General features: G+C 71.0%; 14 protein-coding genes. 5 read left to right on the top strand and 9 right to left on the bottom strand.

Going from position 1 to position 19,164, the window contains the following annotated elements:
• The first annotated feature begins 52 nt into the window (after window positions 1-52).
• A complete protein-coding gene (locus MKK65_RS23120; protein WP_058191771.1) occupies window positions 53-958 on the top strand; it encodes a LysR substrate-binding domain-containing protein in 906 nt (301 codons plus the stop codon).
• A gap of 147 nt (window positions 959-1,105) precedes the next feature.
• A complete protein-coding gene (locus MKK65_RS23115) occupies window positions 1,106-2,482 on the top strand; it encodes an NAD(P)H-dependent oxidoreductase (RefSeq protein ID WP_243960364.1) in 1,377 nt (458 codons plus the stop codon).
• A gap of 39 nt (window positions 2,483-2,521) precedes the next feature.
• Here the strand turns inward: MKK65_RS23115 and MKK65_RS23110 are convergent, their stop codons facing one another.
• The 8 genes from MKK65_RS23110 to MKK65_RS31605 all read right to left on the bottom strand — a co-directional run bounded on the left by MKK65_RS23110 (window position 2,522) and on the right by MKK65_RS31605 (window position 11,660).
• The gene (locus MKK65_RS23110; protein WP_348272354.1) at window positions 2,522-3,256 is read right to left on the bottom strand and encodes a DeoR/GlpR family DNA-binding transcription regulator; all 735 of its coding nucleotides are present in this window, start codon (window positions 3,254-3,256) and stop codon (window positions 2,522-2,524) included.
• A gap of 90 nt (window positions 3,257-3,346) precedes the next feature.
• The gene (gene pdxA, locus MKK65_RS23105; RefSeq protein ID WP_243960362.1) at window positions 3,347-4,348 is read right to left on the bottom strand and encodes a 4-hydroxythreonine-4-phosphate dehydrogenase PdxA; all 1,002 of its coding nucleotides are present in this window, start codon (window positions 4,346-4,348) and stop codon (window positions 3,347-3,349) included.
• Window positions 4,345-5,586: a four-carbon acid sugar kinase family protein gene (locus tag MKK65_RS23100; RefSeq protein WP_243960361.1), complete on the bottom strand. Its 1,242-nt coding sequence runs from the start codon at window positions 5,584-5,586 to the stop codon at window positions 4,345-4,347. Before MKK65_RS23100 ends, pdxA begins: the two co-directional genes overlap by 4 nt.
• Window position 5,587: 1 nt before the next feature.
• The gene (locus MKK65_RS23095) at window positions 5,588-6,601 is read right to left on the bottom strand and encodes a 2-keto-3-deoxygluconate permease (protein ID WP_058191766.1); all 1,014 of its coding nucleotides are present in this window, start codon (window positions 6,599-6,601) and stop codon (window positions 5,588-5,590) included.
• A 538-nt stretch (window positions 6,602-7,139) separates the two neighbouring features.
• The gene (locus MKK65_RS23090; RefSeq protein ID WP_058191765.1) at window positions 7,140-8,435 is read right to left on the bottom strand and encodes an MFS transporter; all 1,296 of its coding nucleotides are present in this window, start codon (window positions 8,433-8,435) and stop codon (window positions 7,140-7,142) included.
• Between the two features lie 89 nt (window positions 8,436-8,524).
• Window positions 8,525-10,117, bottom strand: coding sequence for a gamma-glutamyltransferase family protein (locus MKK65_RS23085; RefSeq protein ID WP_243960360.1), 1,593 nt, complete (start codon window positions 10,115-10,117; stop codon window positions 8,525-8,527).
• A 320-nt stretch (window positions 10,118-10,437) separates the two neighbouring features.
• Window positions 10,438-11,106, bottom strand: a complete 669-nt coding sequence (locus MKK65_RS23080) for a helix-turn-helix domain-containing protein (protein WP_409565486.1) — start codon at window positions 11,104-11,106, stop codon at window positions 10,438-10,440.
• Entirely contained in the window at window positions 11,043-11,660 is a 618-nt protein-coding gene (locus MKK65_RS31605; RefSeq protein ID WP_409565485.1) for a hypothetical protein, read from the bottom strand. The genes MKK65_RS23080 and MKK65_RS31605 overlap by 64 nt, the downstream gene beginning before the upstream one ends.
• A gap of 226 nt (window positions 11,661-11,886) precedes the next feature.
• Between MKK65_RS31605 and MKK65_RS23070 the strand changes: the two genes are divergently transcribed.
• The 3 genes from MKK65_RS23070 to MKK65_RS23060 all read left to right on the top strand — a co-directional run bounded on the left by MKK65_RS23070 (window position 11,887) and on the right by MKK65_RS23060 (window position 18,640).
• Window positions 11,887-16,410, top strand: coding sequence for a S8 family serine peptidase (locus MKK65_RS23070; protein WP_279596919.1), 4,524 nt, complete (start codon window positions 11,887-11,889; stop codon window positions 16,408-16,410).
• A gap of 268 nt (window positions 16,411-16,678) precedes the next feature.
• On the top strand, window positions 16,679-17,026 hold the full coding sequence (locus MKK65_RS23065) for a hypothetical protein (RefSeq protein WP_243960359.1): 348 nt from the start codon (window positions 16,679-16,681) through the stop codon (window positions 17,024-17,026).
• A 219-nt stretch (window positions 17,027-17,245) separates the two neighbouring features.
• Window positions 17,246-18,640 (top strand): FAD/NAD(P)-binding protein, encoded by a 1,395-nt coding sequence (locus MKK65_RS23060; RefSeq protein ID WP_243960358.1) that lies wholly within the window; start codon window positions 17,246-17,248, stop codon window positions 18,638-18,640.
• A 21-nt stretch (window positions 18,641-18,661) separates the two neighbouring features.
• Here the strand turns inward: MKK65_RS23060 and MKK65_RS23055 are convergent, their stop codons facing one another.
• Window positions 18,662-19,066 (bottom strand): helix-turn-helix domain-containing protein, encoded by a 405-nt coding sequence (locus MKK65_RS23055; protein ID WP_058191762.1) that lies wholly within the window; start codon window positions 19,064-19,066, stop codon window positions 18,662-18,664.
• Window positions 19,067-19,164: the final 98 nt, after the last annotated feature.

Genomic DNA, 19,164 nt, shown 5'->3' with positions numbered 1-19,164 from the left:
GACAAACGACGATTTTTCACTGTTTTCGTGAATCCAATTCACGGATTGATGCATGCGCCGGATACCGAGCTTTCCCGCCCTGCGGGCCTTCGAGGCGGCCGCGCGCCTCGGCAGCTTCGCCCGGGCGAGCGAGGAGCTGCATCTCACGCCCTCGGCGGTGAGCCACCAGATCCGCGCGCTCGAACGTACCCTCGGGCGTGCCCTGTTCCGGCGCGCCAACCGCCAGGCGACGCTGACCGCGGACGGCGAGCGCCTGTGCGCGGGCCTCGGACAGGCCTTCGACGCGATCGAGGCGCTCTGCGCGGAATTGAGCCCGCCGCCGCCCTCCTCGCTCGCCGTGCATTGCACCCCGAGCTTCGCCGCCAAGTGGCTCGGTCCGCGGCTGCATGCCTTCGTGGAGGCGCATCCCGATATCGGCATCCGCCTCTCGAGCAATGCCGATCCGATCGACCTCGGCCGGCACGAGGAGATCGATATCCTGATCGCCTATGGCCGTCCGCCGCGCGGTCCCGGCTTGGCGGTCGAGTCGCTGGGCCCCGAGGAGATCGCGGCCCTGTGCACACCGGACCTTGCCCGGTCCATCGGGCCGATCGAGCCCGCCACCATCCAGGGCTTCACCCGGCTGGATTCGTCGTTCAGCCCCGTGCGCTGGCCGGACTGGTTCGCGCATAACGGCTGTCCGGCCCCCGCCGCGGCCTCCGGGCCGGCCTTCGACCGCGGTTCCCTGGTGATCGCGGCCGCGATCCAGGGGCTCGGGGTCGCGCTGGAGAGCCTGCGATTCGCCCAGCAGGAGCTCGGCGCCGGGCAGCTCGTGCGGCTCGGCGCAGGCCGCCTCGCGAGCCTGTACCGGGATCTCCACTTCATCTGCTACCGCGAGCGGGATCGGGACCTGGAGAAGATCCGGGCCTTCCGCCGCTGGCTTCTGGATCGCGAACAGGAGAGCCGGGCCGCGGGCTAAGGCGAGTCCCGCCGGTCGCAGAGCGCGGCCGCCGCCGCATGGGCAGGCGCTGAAACGCATGATAATGCCGAACCGGCAAGACCATGCATACGCGGCGGGCACGGACCCGGACGTCCGACCGACCGCGCGACACGCCGGGAGAGCGCCATGTCGATGTTCGCCAAGCTGCAGCGTCGCGCCGAGGAGGGGCGCCCGGTCCGCGTGGGCCTGATCGGCGCCGGCAAGTTCGGCTCGATGTACCTGTCGCAGGCGCCCCGGACGCCCGGCATCCACCTGACCGCCTTGGCCGACCTCTCACCCGACCGGGCACGCCAGGCGCTGCGCCGGGTGGGCTGGGACGAGGCCCGGTTCGCGGCCCCCAGCCTGGAAGAGGCCGCACGGACCGGCGCGACCTGCGTCACCGACGATGCCGACGCCCTGATCGCCAGCCCGTTCGTGGACATCGTGATCGACGCGACCGGCAGCCCGGCCGCCGGCATCCACCACGCCCTCAAGGCCTGCGCGCACGCCAAGCACATCGTCATGGTCAACGTCGAGGCCGACGTGCTGGCCGGACCGCTGCTCGCCCGCCGCGCCGCCGAGGCCGGGGTGATCTACTCCATGGCCTCCGGCGACCAGCCGGCGCTCATCGCCGAACTGGTCGACTGGGCGCGCACGATCGGGCTGGAGGTGGTCTGCGCCGGCAAGGGGACGAAGTACCTGCCGGCCTATCACGCTTCCACCCCCGACACGGTCTGGGGCCATTACGGCTTCAGCGCCGAGCAGGTCGCGGGCGGCGACTTCAATCCGCAGATGTTCAACTCCTTCCTGGACGGCACCAAGTCGGCCCTGGAGATGGCCGCGGTGGCCAATGCCTGTGACCTGACCCCGCCGCGCGACGGCCTGGCCTTCCCGGCCTGCGGCGTCGACGACCTGCCGATGGTCCTGCGGCCGGTGGCGGATGGCGGCATCCTGACCGAGCGCGGCACCGTCGAGGTGGTGTCCTCCCTCGAGCGGGACGGGCGCCCGGTCTTCCGCGACCTGCGCTGGGGCGTCTTCGCCGTGTTCGCGGCGCCGAGCCGCTACGTGCAGGATTGCTTCGCGCAATACGGGCTGAAGACCGACGACACCGGCCGCTACGCGGCCACGTACAAGCCCTACCACCTGATCGGCCTCGAGCTCGGGATCTCGGTCGCCTCGATCGCAGTCCGGGGCGAGGCGACGGGCGCCACCGGCGCCTGGCGCGGCGACGTGGCCGCCACCGCCAAGCGCGCCCTGAAAGCCGGGGAGCGCCTCGACGGCGAGGGCGGCTTCACGGTCTACGGCAAGCTGATGCCGACGGCCGAGTCCCTGGCGCAGGACGCGCTGCCGATCGGGCTCGCGCACAACCTCGTGCTGGCCCACGACGTCCCTGCCGGCCGGGCGGTCCGCTGGAGCGACGTGGCCTACGATACGAGCCACCAGGCGATCCGCATCCGGCGCGAGATGGAGGCGCTGTTCCGCGCCGAGCTGGGTCTGGCCTCGCCCGCGCAGCGGGTCGCCTGACCGAGGCCGATGCTTGGCGGCTTCGGCGCGGCCAGGCGTCTACCGCAGGGTGTCGGCCACCACCAAGCTGGCACCGTCCGCAGCCAAGTGCTGCCGCTGGTCCTGCGAGGCCGCCGCATCGGTCACCAGGGTCCAGCGCGGCGGCAGCGGCGCCCAGGCCCGCTGCTCGGCGCGACCGAGCTTGCCCGCGTCGGCCAGGACAACGGTATCCTGCGCCTGCGCGATCATCGCAGACTTGAGCGCGACCTGATCGAGGCTCGCCTCGCACAGGCCGCGTCCGGCGACCACGCCGTCGGCGCTCATCACCGCGCGGTCCGCCGTCATCCGGCGGAGCGCCTCGACCGCCAGCGGGCCGACCGTGCCCATGCTGGTCGTCCGGACGCTGCCGCCGAGCACTACGAGGTCGATCTCCGGGGCGCGGGCGAGAAGGGGCAGCAGGGCGAGGTTGTTCGTGATGATGCGCAGGCGCCGGTCGAGCAGGAGGCGCCCGAAGGCCGTCACGGTGGAGCCGGCATCGAGGATCAGGGTCTCGCCGTCCGTGATGAGCGCGAGCGCCGCGCGAGCAATCGCCTGCTTCTCGGGGCCGTTGACCGCCAGCCTCTGGTCGAGCGTCGTCTCGGCCGAGGGGGCGGCCAGGATCGCGCCGCCATAGGTCCGTCGCACCGCCTTGGTGTCGGAGAGGTGCTGGAGGTCGCGCCGGACGGTGGAGGCGGAGACGCCGAACCGGCGCGCGAGATCGTCCACGTCGATCTCGCCGAGCCCGAGCGCCTCCAGCAGCCGCGCCCGGCGCTCACGCCCGCGCAGCGCCGTACCCGCTTTGCCGATCCGCGACAGAGGATCCTCCCACCGATACGAGCGCGCCCGTCAGGCGGCTGCCGGCTTCGGGGCCAGCTCGACCGCCTGGCGGAGCGCCTCGATGAGGCTGCGCTCGTCCGCGACGCCCGTGCCGGCGATGTCGAAGGCCGTCCCGTGGTCGACGGAGGTGCGGATCACCGGGAGGCCGACGGTGATGTTCACCCCGGCTTCGAGGCCCAGCACCTTGATCGGTCCGTGACCCTGATCGTGGTACATGGCGACCACCATGTCGTAGTCGCCCCGCCCGGCGAGGAAGAACAGCGTGTCGGCGGGCAGCGGCCCGCGCACGTCCCAGCCCTTGGCCCGGCAGGCCTCGATGGCCGGCGTGATCTTCTCCGCCTCCTCGCCATGGCCGAACAGGCCGTTCTCGCCCGCATGCGGATTGATGGCGCAGACGCCGATCTTCGGATCGGCGATGCCGGCCTTCACCAGCACGGCGTGCCCGCGGGCGATGACCCGCTCGACCAGGCCGGGCTCGATCCGCGCGATCGCGTCGATCAGGCCGATATGGGTCGTGACGTGGATCACCCGGAGCTTGGGCGAGACCAGCATCATCGACACTTCCGGCGTCCCGGTGAGGTGCGCGAGCATCTCGGTATGGCCGGGAAACTTGTGGCCGGCCGCGTGCAGCGCCTCCTTCGAGAGCGGCGCGGTGCAGATCCCTTGAGCGTGTCCCGCCTGCACGATCTCCACCGCCGCCGCGATGCAGCGATAGGCGGTCTCGCCGGCGATCGGCGACACGCGTCCGAACGGCAGGTCGTCGGGGACGCATTTCAGGTCGACGCACTGGACCGCTCCGGCGCCGAACGCCGCCGCGCCCGCGTCGGCGAGCGAATCGACACCGATCGTGGCCCCGACGATGCGTCCCGCCTGCCGCAGGCGCCCGGCATCGCCGATCACCAGCGGCCGGCAGAGCGCGTGAACCTCCGGGTGGGCCAGCGCCTTCATGATGATCTCCGGCCCGATGCCGGCGGGATCGCCCATGGTGATGACGATGGTCGGACGGGTCATGAGAGGTTTCCTTCGGTTCGCGCGCGGCGCAGGCGGTCACGGATGCGCGTGAGGCTGTCGGCATCGCCGAACGCCCCCGCCTTCGTGGCGATGGGGATCGAGAGCCGACCCAGGGTGAGGCCGAGCGAGACGCCCGGCTCGATCTCGTCGGCGAGCTGGATCCCGTGGATATCGAAGCGCGTCAACAGGGCGGCCGCGGTCTCGCCACCCGTGGCCGCCAGCGCCCCGATCTGCCCGGCGATCGGGGCCAGCGCATCGGCGAGCGCCTGCGCGAGCCGGGGGCCGAGGCGCATGTCGGGCTCGCCCGCCAGCAGGATCTCGACCAAGACGTCCTGGCCGGCGGCCAGCCGCGCCGCGATGGGCGTCGCCAGATGCGACGGACCGTCCGCCGCGAGCAGGGTCTCGGGCGCCACCGGCAGATGTACCACGGCGCCATCGGCGAGGAGACGCCTGGCGCCCGCGCGCGAGACTTCGGCCAGCGAACCGACGACGAGGAGCGAGCCGCGCCGGTCCGGTGCGATCCGAACCGGCTCAAGGGCAGCCGTCGGGCCGGAGGCCGCGAGCGCATGCGCCAAGCCGGCGCTGCCGATGAACACGGCCCAGGGCGTCGCGGCGAGGCCCGCCTCGGCGATGCGGCGCAGATCGTCATCGGTCTCGGCATCGCAGACGGCGACCGCCTCGGGGCCGGCCGCCACCTCCGCCAGCCCGTCGGCGAGGCGACCGCCGCGCACCGTCGGCAGGGTGAGCGATCTGGACCGGATCCCGGCCGAGGCCAGCATCGCGCCGAGCGCGGCGCTGGCATAGGTGTGATCGCGCCGCCAGACCTCCGCCTCCTCCAGCGGACGACCGCCGACCCGCATCCGGCCGTCCACCGTGGTCCGGCCGGTCCCGGGGAAAGCCGGCGCCAGCACGCCGAAGGCCCGACCGGAGCGGGCACGCAGATGCGCCAGCGTCGCGGCGCTCTCGGCCGCGGGCTGGCCGCGCAGGGTCGAGTCGATCTTCTTGAACAGGCGCCGCTCCGGATCGTGCAGCCGCTCCAGCAAGGCCGCATGACGCTGCGCGGCCGCCTCCGCGGCGAGGCCGCGGCTGTCGGCATCGTAGGAGAGGACCGGGATCGACGGGTCCGGGACCGCCGCGCCCCAGGTCACGGCGGCGCTGCGGCCGCGTCGCCGGAACGCGATCGCGCAATCCGCGGCGCCGGTCAGATCGTCGGCGAGGATGAGCCAGCGCGCGTCCATCTCAGGCGCGGCTGACCGGCACGGGCACGACGGGTGCGTCCTCGGACATCTCCGCCTCGTCCGCGCCGCGGCCGACCATCTTGGCCGTCCAGGCGGTGACGATCGGGACCAGGATCGCCGTGACGACGACGCAGGCGGCGACCAGGATCGTCGCGGGACCGGCCGCGTCGGCATAGGCCGGGTTCGCGGCGGCGACGATCGCCGGGACGGCCGCCGCGTTGCCGGCGGTGGACGCCGCGGCGACCCCCGCGACACCGGTGCCGCCGGTCAGGCGATCGGCGAGGAACAGCGGGATTCCGGTGAAGACCACGACCGCGACGCCCATCGCCAAACCGAGCAGGCCGGCCTGCCACACCTTGGTGAGATCGAGGCCCGCGCCCAGCGCGAAGGCGAAGAACGGGATCATCACCGGGATCGCGCGGCTCAGGAAGGCGCGCATCTCGCGGTCGAGATTGCCGATGATCATGCCGACGAGGAGCGGCAGGACGGCACCCACCAGGGTCTGCCAGGGAAAGGCCGAGAGGCCGGCGACGCCCAGCGTCACCATCGTGAGAAACGGGCCGCTCTCCAGCGACATGACCGTGTAGGCGCCGACATCGCGCGGGCGCCCGTACTGGCCCATCAGCGCCATGTAGAGGCCGCCGTTGGTGTCGTTCATGCTGGCGACCACGGCCAGGGTGGACAGACCGGCAAACATTCCGGCCGCCACCGGCGCCTCGCCGAGGACCCGGCCGAAGACGAGCCCCAGGATCAGGGCGATCCCGATCTTCACGATCAGCAGCGTGCCGCCCTTCTTGACGATGTAGGGGGTGGCGCGGAAGTCGATGCTCGCCCCCATGCAGACGTAGAACACCGCCAGGATCGTCAGCGCCCCCGAGAACAGGGCGCCCGTGAACGACCCGAAGAATTTCGGGGTGCCGGGGAAGAAGGTCGCGATGAGCGCGCCCGTGAGCAGGGGGACGACCATCATGCCGCCGGGCACGCGCTCGATCGCCCGCTTGATCGGGATCTGCATCTCTGTTCCCTCCCTGCGCATAGCGCGCAATTCCCGCGCTTGGCTGCGGGATTTTAGCGTATTGAGCCACGATGAACTTCGTGACCGCGTTCAAATGCGCGCATTACGCGCAACGGGTCAATAGAATTGCTCACAGTGCGCATTCATTGCGCCGGCTGACGATACCGCTCGCCCGCGTCACGCCCGTGAGGCGGCCGCTGCATCGGCTGGAGATATCGCAGCGTCGCGGCCGCCACCGACAGCGCCTCCGGCCGATCGTGGATGCCGGCCTCGCGCGGGCGATCCGCTTTCCGGCGCCGCCCCCGGCGCATACCGATCGACCTCGCCGGCCCGGCCCTCACGGCGGCGGGCGCGATCGGGTTCGGGGCACGGCATCACCGGCAAGACGCGGCCCTGAATCCGCATTTCGACTTCGACGCGGCGCTCGCGGCCGCGCTGACCGAAACGCTCCGAGACGGATCGCGCAGGGCCGGTTGTCGGCGGCGCCCGGCGCACCGACCGACGATGCCCGCTGCGGACCGGGAGGCCCCGGCGGCCGTCAGCGCAATCCGAATTTCCGCCGGACCAGGACGATGCAGACGAGGCTGACGCTCGCCGCGAACATCAGGAAGAAGCTGGGGGCGAGCGCCGTGTGGGTGATCGCGATCAGGCTCTCGATCCAGAACGGCGCGAAGCCGCCGAACAGCGTCACGCCGACATTGTAGCTGATGTTCATGCCGGTGCTGCGCGTGCGCGTCGGAAAGATCTCGGCCATGAGCGCCGGCAAGGCCGCGCTGTAGCTCGCCTTGAGGGCGCCGATCAGCGCGAGCACGGGGACGATCACGAGCAGCACCGGATAGCTGATCAGCAGCGCGAAGGCCGGAAACATCAGCACGAAGACGCCGATCACCACGGCCCGCATGATCGGCGTCCGTCCGACCGTGTCCGACCAGTGCCCGACCAGCGGCGCCACCGTCATCAGCATGACGGCCCCGACGAAGGAGGCGACGAAGCCGATCCAGGAGGGCAGGCCGAGCTGGTTGACGGCGTAGGTCGGCGTGTAGCTGATCATGTAGTTCAGGGCCGTGGAGGTCGCCACGAGCCCGGTCGCCAGCAGCATGTTCAGCCATTGCTGCACGAACAGGTCGCGCACGGGCGAGCGTGTCGTCTCCTCGTCCGCCGAGGCCTCGAATTCGGGGGTCTCTTCGATGTTGCGCCGGATGTAGAGGCCGACGGGACCGATCAGCAATCCGAACGCGAACGGCAGGCGCCACCCCCAGGAGCCGATCTGGTCCGGGCTGAGCGTGGCGCTCAGGATGACCCCGGACAGGGCCGCCATCACGCTGGCCAGGCCCTGGCTGGCGAACTGGAAGCTCGCGAAGAACCCCTTCCGCGCCGGACCGTGCTCGACCATGAAGGCGGTCGAGGCGCCGAACTCGCCGCCGACGGAAAAGCCCTGGATCAGCCGCGCGGCGAGCACGCCGATCGAGGCCAGGATGCCGATCGACTCATAGGACGGCATCACCACCATCATGAAGGTGCCGACCATCATCAGCACGATCGACAGCATCAGCGCGGGCTTGCGCCCGACCCTGTCGGCGTAGAGGCCGAGCACGATCGCGCCCAGCGGACGCATCAGGTAGGAGATGCCGAAGCTGCCGAGCGCCAGCAGCAGCGAGGTGGTCGGGTTGCTGGTCGGGAAGAACAGCTTCGAGATCGTCACCGCGAAGTACAGGTACAGCGTGAGATCGTAGAACTCGAGGGCGTTGCCGATCGAGGAGGCGATCACCGCCTTGTACATCTGCGACGCGCCGCGGGAGGGTGTCGGACTGACGGCCGCGTCCGGTGCTGACATGATGAATGTGATCCTCGGGCGCCGCGATGTGTCTGGGATCCACGGCGCTCGCTTGCGCCGGACCGGTAGCGATTCCGGTGGCGAGCGCCCTAGAAACCGCCCGCGTGGCCGTCCTTGCGGGGATCGGAGCCGCCCACGTAGCCGCCGTCGATCCGGCGCACGAGCTGCGCGCCGCCGAAGCCGAAGGCGGAATCCGGCGGCTCGCGCACGAGCTCGTGGCCCCGCGCCTCCAGCGCGCCCAGCACCGCGGCGGGGAACGCGGTCTCGACCGCGACCTGCAATCCGGCGACGTGGCGCCAGCGGGGCGCGTCGACGGCGGTCTGCGGGTCCTGCCCCCAGAGCTGGGTCCGCACGAGCACCTGCACGTGGCCCTGCGCCTGGATGGGGCCGCCCATGAAGCCGAAGGCGATCAGCGGCGCCCCGTCCTGCATGACGAAGCCCGGGATGATCGTGTTGAACGGGCGCTTGCGCGGGCCGACCTGGTTGGGATGGCCCTCGGCGAGGGTGAAGCCGTAGCCACGGTTCTGCAGGCTGATGCCCGTCCCCGGCACCACCACCCCGGAGCCGAAGCCCGAATAGTTCGACTGGATGTAGGAGACCATCATGCCGCCGGCGTCGCCGGTGGCGAGGCACACCGTCCCGCCCTCGTTCGGCGCGCCCGCTCCGAAGACCTGCGCGCGTCGGCGGTCGATCAGGGCCGCCCGGGCGGCGAGATAGGCCGGGTCCAAGAGATGGTCGTGGGTGACCTTGGTCATGTAGCGCAGGTCGGCCGCGTAGGCGTAGACATCCGCGAAGGCGAGCTTCATCGCCTCGATCTGGAGATGGAGCGCATCCGGGCTGTCCACCGGCAGGTCCGCGAGGCCGGTCGAGCGCAGGATCCCCAGCGCCATCAGGGCCGCGATGCCCTGCCCGTTCGGCGGGATCTCGTGCAGGCTCGCGCCGCCGAAATCCTGCCGGATGGTGCCGCACCAATCCGTGCTGTGCTCCGCCAGGTCGCCCTCGTCGAGGGCGGCACCGTGCTGGCGGGCGAAGTCCGCGATCCGGTGCGCCAGCTCGCCCCGGTAGAAGGCCTCGCCTTGCGTCTCGGCGATGAGGCGGAGCGTGCGGGCATGGCCGGGGGCCCGGAACAGCTCGCCGGCGGCCGGCGTCCGCCCGTCGGGCATGAAGGTCGCCGCGAAGCCGGGCTGCGTCTTCAGCTCCGCCGCGCCGCGCCGCCACAGCTCGGCGATGACCGGCGAGACCAGGAAGCCCTCTTCCGCGTAGCCGATGGCCGGCTCGAACAGGCGCGCGAACGGCAATTGTCCGAACCGCCGCGACAGCTCCACCCAGGCGGAGACCGCACCCGGCACCGTGACGGTGTCCCAGCCACGATGCGGAAACGCGCTGTGATGGGCAAAGCGCTCCGGCGTCCAGCCGGCCGGCGCGCGCCCGGAGGCGTTGAGCCCGTGCAGCTGGCCCTCGTGCCAGAGGATGCAGAAGGCGTCCGACCCGATGCCGTTGCCGGTGGGCTCGACCACGGTCAGCGCGATCGCCGCGGCCAGCGCCGCGTCGAGGGCGTTCCCGCCCAGCTGCAGCATCCTCAGCCCGGCCTGCGTGGCAAGGGGCTGCGAGGTGGCGACGAGATTGCGGGCGAAGACCGGCGAACGCCGCGAGGCGTAGACCGCATCGTGTCTGAATTCCATCCTCGGCCTCGTGACTCTGCCCGGCGTCCGGAACTGCGATGGGCAAGCCTTATGCCCGTTCTTCCAAGCGGCGCAGCATTGGATTTCGCAACCCACGGATGAACGCGGCGACGAGCTCCCCGGGTCGGCCTTCTGCGGTAGCGGGATACGCAGTCCCGCACCGGCGATGGCGCGGTTCTGTCGCTGCGACAAGCCGGAGGGACGCTGATCCGGATCCGGGATCGTCGGGCCTCACACCCCAAGGGTGCGACACGGCTGTGCCGCACGCCGCGACGACGGGCTTTCGTGAGCGGTTCGCCCATCCGGGCGGCAGGCCGGGTTCAGAGGCTCTCGATCCAGCTCTGCAGGACCGACAGGGATTCGGCGCTGCTTCCCGGGCTGAGGCGCTGCGCGGCGTCGCTCGGGATGAAGCCGAACCGGCGCTTGAAGGCCCGCCGGAAGGTGCGCTCGTCTGAGAAGCCGACCGCGTAGGCGATCCGCGCGATGCGCGCCGGATGCGCTTCGTCCCGGATGAGCATCCGCATCGCATGCATCAGGCGGCGGTCGCGGATGTAGCTGACGATGCCGTTCGGCGTGAACAGGCGGTACAGGGTCGAGCGCGACAGGCCGAGCCGCGTGGCGATCAGCGCCGGCGAGAGCTTCGGATTGCCGAGTTCCGCCTCGATGAACCGGCGGACCCGGATCCGCACGTCCTGGTGCTGGGGGGAACTCCCCGCTTCCCGGCCGCGCAGCCAAGTCGCGCAGAGATGGGTGATCGCGGACGCCGCCGCCAGGGCTTCGCGCCGGTCCAGCCGGTCGCCGCAGGCCACGACGTTGGCGACGAAGTTGTGGACCAGGCGCCCGAACGGGTCGCCATCGTGGTCCAGGGGACGGCCGTGCAGGGCGTCCGGGCGGCAGCCCTGCTTCTCCAGCAGGGCGCGGGGGATCAGGACATTCGTGGCATCGACGGCGCCCGCCACGATGCGCACGGGCTGCGCCAGATCGAACACGATGCACTGGACCTCGCTGACCGGCCCGGCGGCATGGTCCGTCTCGACGAGGCTGCGGCCGCGCCTGTAGAACTGCAGCAGGATGTGATCGAGCCCTGCTGACGGATCATCTCCGGCGACCGTTCGAGGATATGGGCCGGCGCAATCACGTCGCCGACGAGCAACTCGCCGAGGTGATAGCTGCGCATCGCGATCGGGACGGTGAGGTCGGTCTCCGGCCCAAAGCTCACCGCGAAGACCGGCGCCAGGTGCGCCTGCCAGGCCCGGCCCAGCGCGTCCGGATCCGCGGGCGGCTCGAAGCGCAGGCAGGCGATGCCGGTGGCGGGCGGCTCGGGCTCCGCTTCACGCGGGCGAGACGCCTCCGCGTCGGCAGCGGACGCCGTGGCGGTGGCAGGGCCCGGCTGCTGTTCGGCAGAGGCTTTGAGGGCGGCGGCGCTGTAATATCTCATCGTATCGGATCCGCAATGATCCCGATTCTTTCGATCGACGACAGTCCTTCGATAGTCGACATCGCAAGTAATCGAATGAATACGCCCAATAATATCGATTCGCATCGACACAACTCGGCAGGACCGTTTGGATGGTCTCCCCCGCCGGTCGCTCCGGATCGAGAGCGCTCATCGCGCGGCCCCGCTTCATGCAGTATGTCCCAAAAGGGGTGAAGGAAGTGCCAAATCGCGCCTGCGCCGCATCCTGTGGCCGGGACGGCATAGTCTGCAAAAGGTGCATCCGCCTACATCGCGCACTGCGCTTTGAGCCGAGGATGACGGGGCCTTGCTGATGTCGAACCAGCGCGATCTGGCGCACGACATGCGTGCGGTGGGCGAACATTGCCCGAGATCGTTCCGTACCGGAGATCGGCGCGGTTGGGCCCGACGCGGGCTCCTGCTCGGCTGCTCCCTCGCCGCGCTGACCGCCTCTCTGGCGCCGGCGGCGGCGCAGAGCGTCGTGAGACGCCCCCCCTCCTTCCTGGGCCTGACGGCAGCGGATTTCGACACGCCCGAGTACCGGGCCGATTGGGGCCTCGCCCAGATCAACGCCGCGACCGCCTATGCGCGCGGCTTCACCGGCGCTGGAGTGCTGGTGGCGGTCTACAATACCGGCATCGATCGAGGGCACCCGGAATTCGCTGGCCGCATTTCGTCTGCATCGCGAAACTTCTTCTCGGCTCCGGGCATCGCCATCGATCCGGGTTTCATTCAGGATGCGGTTGGTCACGGCACGCACGTGTCGGGCACGATCGGCGCAGCCCGAAACGGCGTCGGCACCATGGGCGTCGCCTACGACAGCACGATCCTGACCCTCTACACGTTGCCGCCGGACAGCGCATGGAAGACCATACTGGATCTCAGCATGGATGGCCCCGGGGCCATCGACCACGCGACCCGGCAGGGCGCGAGGATCTTCAACGGCAGCTATGGGCCTACGCTGCCCCAACTTTATATTGAAGACATCCAGGGAAATCGGATTCCCAATCCGAATTACGAAGAACTTCAAGTCCAGCAATACAGACTCGAAGCAACGAAAGGCGAGTACGACGCGATCAAGCGGGCGGCCGACAGCGACATGCTGCTCGTGTTCGCGGCCGGCAACGATCGCCGTGATCAGCCCGTCATCTCCGTGAACCCGAGCGGGGCAGCTCTGTACCCCTTTATTCGTCCCCGCAACGCTGACAGTGACGTCTACCAGTTCTACGACAATGCGGGTCGCCCGATCGACCAGAGCGAAATCGACTTTTCAGGTGTCGCCGGCTCGATCGTTTCCGTTGTCGCGACCGATAAGAACAACAAGATTGCGTGGTTCAGCAATTGGTGCGGCGTCACCGCTGCCTGGTGCATCGCCGCGCCGGGGTTCAGCATCCTCTCGACCGTGCCGGGCGGCTACGGTGTCAAGAGCGGCACGTCGATGGCGACGCCGCATGTGGCAGGCGCGGCCGCGGTTCTGCGCCAAGCCTTCCCGTTCCTGACGGCTCCGCAGATCGCCCAGACGATGTTCACCACCGCCACCCCGATCGGGCCGGCCTATATCTACGGCTGGGGCCTGCTCAACCTCGGCAAGGCGATCGACGGGCCGGGCCAATTCACCTCCACCTGGACGGTCGACACAAAGGGCTATTACGGCCGCTTCGCCAACGACATCTCCGGACCCGGCAGCCTGATCAAGACCGGGGCCGGCATCCTCGATCTCACCGGCACCAACAGCTACGCCGGCGGCACCACCATCAACGGCGGCGTCCTCGGCGTGCTGGCCGATCGCAATCTCGGCGCAGCGACCGGCGGGCTCGCCTTCGGCGGCGGCACCCTCGAAGTCCTGGCCGACGGCTTCGCCACCGCCCGGCCGGTGACCCTCAACGGCACCGGCACGCTGCAGATCGATACCGGGACCTCGAGCTTCGCGGGGGTGATCGCGGACGGGACCGAGCCGGGTTCGCTCATCAAGACCGGCCTCGGCACCGCCAGCCTGTCGGCGGCCAACACCTACACGGGCAGCACCCTCCTGACGGGCGGCACGCTGGCGCTGACGGCAACCGGCCGCCTCGTGGCGCCGATCACCGTCGGCACGGCCGGAAGCTTCGTGAACGCCGGCACCGCCTCGGGCGGCCTGGTCAATGTCGGCTACACCGCCAGCACCGGCACCCTCGCGGGCGGCGTGATCAATGCCGGCCTCCTCGCCAGCAGCGGAGCGATCTCCGGCGGCCTAGCCAATGCCGGGTACGCCCTCAACAGCGGCACCATCGCGGGCGGCGTGAGCAACGCCGGAACCCTCATCACCAGCGGCAGCCTCGCCGGTGCCCTCGCGAATGCCGGCTACACCGCCAACACCGGCGCCATCGCGGGCGGCGTGATCAACGCCGGAACCCTCATCACCAGCGGCAGCCTCGCCGGCGGCCTCGCCAATGCCGGATACACGACCAACACTGGCACGATCGGCGGCGGCGTCGCCAATGCCGGGACCCTGACCACCAGCGGCACGCTGTCGGGCGGCGTGACCAACACCGGCACCCTGGTCGCCAGCGCCGGCCGGGTCGATGGCGCGATCCGGAACGCGGCCGGCACCTTCACGGTCACCGGCACGGTCGCCAGCGACGGCGCCTTCACCAACGCCGGCGGTGCCACCCTGACCGTGGCCGCCAGCGGCGCCTACAGCCTGGCCGGCGCGCTCGGCAATGCCGGCACGGTCGCGGTCTCGGCCGGGGCGAGCCTCTCGGCCGCCGAGATCGGCAATGCCGGGCTGCTGGTCAGCGACGGCACCCTGAACGGGCCCGTGTCCAACACCGGCACCGCCCGCCTGTCCGGCCGGCTCAACGGGGCCCTGACCAACGCCGGCGCCCTGCTGTTCACCGGCCCGATCGCCGGGATCACCGCGCTCGCCACCACCGGCTCGCTCGACCTCGGCGGCGGCGCCTTCAGCATCGCGAGCCTGTCCGGCTCGGGCACGGCCGTGCTGGGCAACGGCCAGCTCACCGTCGGCGGCCCCGCCTCGTCGACCTATGCCGGTGCCATCGTGGACGGCGGCAGCGCCACGACGCTGACCAAGGTCGGCACCGGCGCGCTCAACCTCACGGGCACCGGCCGCTTCTCCGGCCCGACCACGATCCAGCAGGGCACCCTGTCGCTCAACGGCGTCTGGACCTCGCCCGTCACGGTGGCGTCGGCCGGGACCCTGCGCGGCACCGGCACGATCGCCGCCCCGGTCGACGTGGCCGGCGCCCTGCGGCCGGGCAATTCGCCCGGCACCCTGACCGTGGCCGGCCCGGTGCGCTTCGCCCCCGGCAGCGTGTTCGGGCTCGACATCGACGGGACCGGCACCGGCGCCGGGGCGGGCACCTATGCCCGCCTGCTGGCTCTCGGCCCGAGCGGCACGGTTTCGGCCAACGGCACCCTGGTGCCGGTCCTGCGCGGGATCACCGGCAACGCCGGCAATGGCTTCACCGCGGGGCTCGGCCAGCGCTTCTCCGTGCTGGTGGCACAGGCCGGACTGATTGGCTCGTTCAGCGGCCTGGCCCAGCCGGCCGCCGGCCTCCCCGCCGCCACGCGCTTCGACGCGCTCTACGGTGCGACCGGCCTCGACCTGGTGGTGACGCCCGCCGCCTACGGCACCCTCGCGCCCCTGGGCCTGGCCCAGACCGGCAATGCCCGGATGGTGGGCGCCGCCCTCGACCGCGCCCGGCCACAAGCCGGCACCAGACCGGACGCTGCCCGGGCACGGGTGTTCGACCCGCTCTACGCCGCCGCCCCCGGAACCCTGGCGGGCGGGCTCGCGAGCCTGTCGGGCCAGAGCTACGGCGATGCGGTGATGACGGACCTCACGGCGCGCCGGCTGGTCACCGCCACGATCGACCGGCACCTGACGCTCGGCGGTGGCGGCGCCAGCTTCAGCGCCGGCGGCCCCGGTCTCGGGCCGAACCGCACCGCGCTCGACCTGCGCGGCGGCGCCGGGGCGCCCGACCAGCCGCTGGCCGCCGGCGAGGGCCGGATCTGGGCCGACGCGCTCTACGGGTTCGGCGGGCGCGCGGGCGACCGTGCCGCCGGCGGGGCGAATCTCGAGGCCGGCGGGCTGCTGCTCGGCGTCGACCGTCAGGTTCAGCGCGACACGCTGGTCGGCGGCGCGTTCAGCTACCTGCGCGAGACCGGCGTGTCTCGGAACGGTGGGACGGGCATCGGGCTCGGGACGTTGAGCGCCGACAGCTACGGCGGCACGCTCTACGGCACCACCCGGTTGGGCGCGGTCGTGCTGCGCGGCACGGCCGGGGGCGCCTATGCCGACGGGCGGGTCAACCGGACGGTGACCCTGGGCTCGGCCCTGGTGCGGGCCAGCGGCGCGCCCGCGGGCGCCGACATCAGCCTGTCTGGCTTTGCTGGCTACGCGATCGACACCGGGCTGCCGGTGGACATCGTGCCGGAGCTGGGCCTGAGCTACGACCGACTGACCCGGGGCCGGGTGGTCGAGCGCGGCGGGCTGGCCGAGCAGGCCTTCACCACAGCGGCGCTCGACGGCGCGCGGATCCTGGCGGGCGGGCGTCTCGCCAGCCTGGCGATGGACGAGACCGCGGGCCTGCGCTTCGAAGCCCGGGCCTACTGGGCGCATGAGCTGGCCGACACCGCTGCAATCGTGCGCTCGCGCCTGTTCGGGGTGCCGTTCTCGACAGGCACGAGCGCGCTGGCGCGGGACGGCGCGGTGCTGGGCGTGAGCCTGTCCGGCGCGGTGGCGCCCGGCGTCTCGCTGTCGGCTAGCTACACCGGCGAGGTCCGTCCCGGCGCGACCGCCCAGGTGTTCTCCGGAGGGTTACAGGCGGCCTGGTGATCGCGGCGGACCGATCCGGCGGCGTGGCACGGGCGACCTTTGGGATGGCACGACACCGCCGGGCCGATCGAAGGCGGCGCTGATAGGTGAAAGCGTCGGCGCGGCGTCGATGTCCGCGAGCAGCCGCAACCGGGCGCAGTCCCTCCGTTGCGCGCCTTTAACGACGAAGCCCGAAGGCTCTCGAACAAGGTCCGATAAATACAACTTTTGATTGCATTCAGTCGCGCAATGGGGGACCCTGCTGGAATATCAGGGTTGGAGCTCCCCCATGCGCGGGATCGAAAACACGCAGCCGTTGCATCCCGGCATCGCCCTGCGCCGGGAAACGATCACCGGCGCGGCGGCCATCGGGTTTCTGGCCGGCGGCGGCGTCCGCCTGATCAACGAGCTCGGAGATGTGCACCACATCCTCACCGGCGCACTGTCCCTGTGGCTCGGAGCCATCGCGGCGGCGGTGCTGGCGGGCATCGTGCTGAACCTGATCGCCCTGCCCGCACTGAGCTGGGCTCTTCCCGGACGCCGGCTGACGGCGGGGACCTATCGGGCAGCGGGAGCGCTCGCCAGCGGTGCGGCTTTTGCGGGCGCCTTCGTTCAGTTCGCGCCCGGGACGGTTTAAGATCCCGCCGCGGAGAACGGCTACCGATGGAGCGGAGGCGCCTGCAGTAGCGGCTCAGCGTTAATGGACGATGTTTCACGGGAAACATCGCGTTGTGCCGTTTCAGCGCAGCCTGGAATGGCCGGCCCCTGCGCGCATCGCGGGCCGATGCCCCTCCTCGGGGTTGCGCGCGCATCGCGGGCCTGATCGAAGATCTCCGGAAATCTTCGGGACTGCTCCGTGATCACACCACGCACCGACCCATTCCTGCGCCTCGCGATCGTCGGCGGCGGCTTCACTGGCGCGGTTCTGGCCATCCACGCCATCCGGGCATCAGGAGGGCCGCTCGATATCGTCGTGCTGGAGCCCCGGGCTGAGCTCGGGCGCGGGGTGGCTTATAGCACCCAAGATCGCAGCCATCGCATCAATGTGCCGAGCGACCGTCTGGATATCGGTACCAACGAACCGGGGGCCGTGACCGCGTGGCTGCATGCGCAGGGCATCCTGCCCGACGCGGCGAGCGAGGATGCCACCGGCGCCTACGTGCCCCGGGCCGATTACGGCGCTTATATCGGCGACACCCTGGCCCGGACCCTCGCGGCAGCGGCGGATCGGGTGCGCCTGCGCCATCTGCGCACCACCGCCACGGAGGTGCGGATGGCGGGCGGGGCGTGGGTGATCGTCACCGGATCCGGCGAGCGGATCATGGCCGACCGGGTTGCGCTGTGCTTCGGCCACGCCGTGCCCGCCCTCCCCTGTCCGATCGCGGCGGGCGTCGCGCAATCCGGTCGCTTGGTCGCCGATCCCTGGGCGACCGACGCGCTGGCGGGAATCGACCCGGACGCCTCCGTCTTGGTGGTCGGCACCGGGTTGACCATGGCCGATGTCGTGACGAGCCTCGGCGCCGGCGGGCATCGCGGTCCGATCACGGCCGTATCCCGGCGCGGTCTCCTGCCGAAGACACACGGGGTCTTCAAGATGGATCTCGACGTAGTCGGCGGGCAGCGGCCCGCGACCGCGCTGGACCTGCTCCGGCTGGTCCGGACGCGGATCGCCGCGGTCGACCCGGCCCTGGGTTGGCATGCGGTGGTCGATTCCCTGCGCCCGGCCCTGCCGGATCTCTGGGGCAGCCTGCCGCCCGACGAGAAGCGGCGGGTCGTCCGCCGCCTTCTGCCGTTCTGGGAGGTGCACCGCTTCCGCATCGCGCCGCAGATCGAAGCGGCCCTCTCCCGAGCCCGGACCGAGGGACGCCTCACGGTGGAACGGGCGGCCATCACCGGCCTGGCGCTCGGCCCGGACGGGCGCTTGGAGGCGGAACTGGGACGCAGCCGCAGCGAGACCGAGCGTCGTCGGTTCGACGCGGTGGTTCTGTGTACGGGGCCGGAGCGAGAGGTTGCGCGCAACCCGCTGGTGGCTGCCCTGCTGGCCGACGGAACAGCCAGCCTCGACGCCGTGGGTCTCGGCCTCGCCGTCGATCGCCGCAGCCGCGTCCTCGATCCTTCGGGAGAGGCCCAGGCCGGCCTCTACGCCTTCGGGCCGATGACCCGGGGCAGCTTCGGCGAGATGACCGGCGCCCCCGACATCGCCCAGCATATCGTGAACGCGGTCGGCGGGCTGCTCGCCGGCCAGGCTTGAGGGCCGGCGTCCGGGATTTGGTCAGGCTTCGGCGTGGGCCTGCCGAAGCGCGGCGGCGGCCTTCACGATCGACAGGACGCCACTGCGGGTGGTCTGGTCCGGGATGGACCGGAACGCCGTCACGAGGTCCATAATCTCGGGATCGTCGAACAGCGCCTGGACTGGCTCGGCGCCGGCTTCTGCCGGCAGCTTATCGGTGAAAAACGTCTCGACCGGAACCTTGAGCAGATCGGCAATCATCTGCAGGCGGCTGGCGCCGACCCGGTTGCGGCCCTTCTCGTATTTCTGCACCTGCTGGAAGCTGACGCCGATCGCATGGCCGAGCGTCGTCTGGCTCAGCCCCTGCGCGGCCCGGAGCGCGGCGATCCGGCTTCCGATCGCGCGATCGGCTGCGGTCGCGAGCTTCGGCTTGGTCACGGTCATCATGTCGAAACGGTCTTTCACGCTGCGCGGCCGAAAGTGGCCCCGCTCTAGAAGCTGCCAAACTGTATCGCGCACGATTGAGTTTCGCGCCACCATGCAAC

Source organism: Methylobacterium sp. J-001 (assembly GCF_022829565.1).
Taxonomy (GTDB): Bacteria; Pseudomonadota; Alphaproteobacteria; order Rhizobiales; family Beijerinckiaceae; genus Methylobacterium.
The sequence above is the reverse complement of the archived record's forward strand: the minus strand, read 5'-3'. Positions and strand labels throughout refer to the sequence as shown.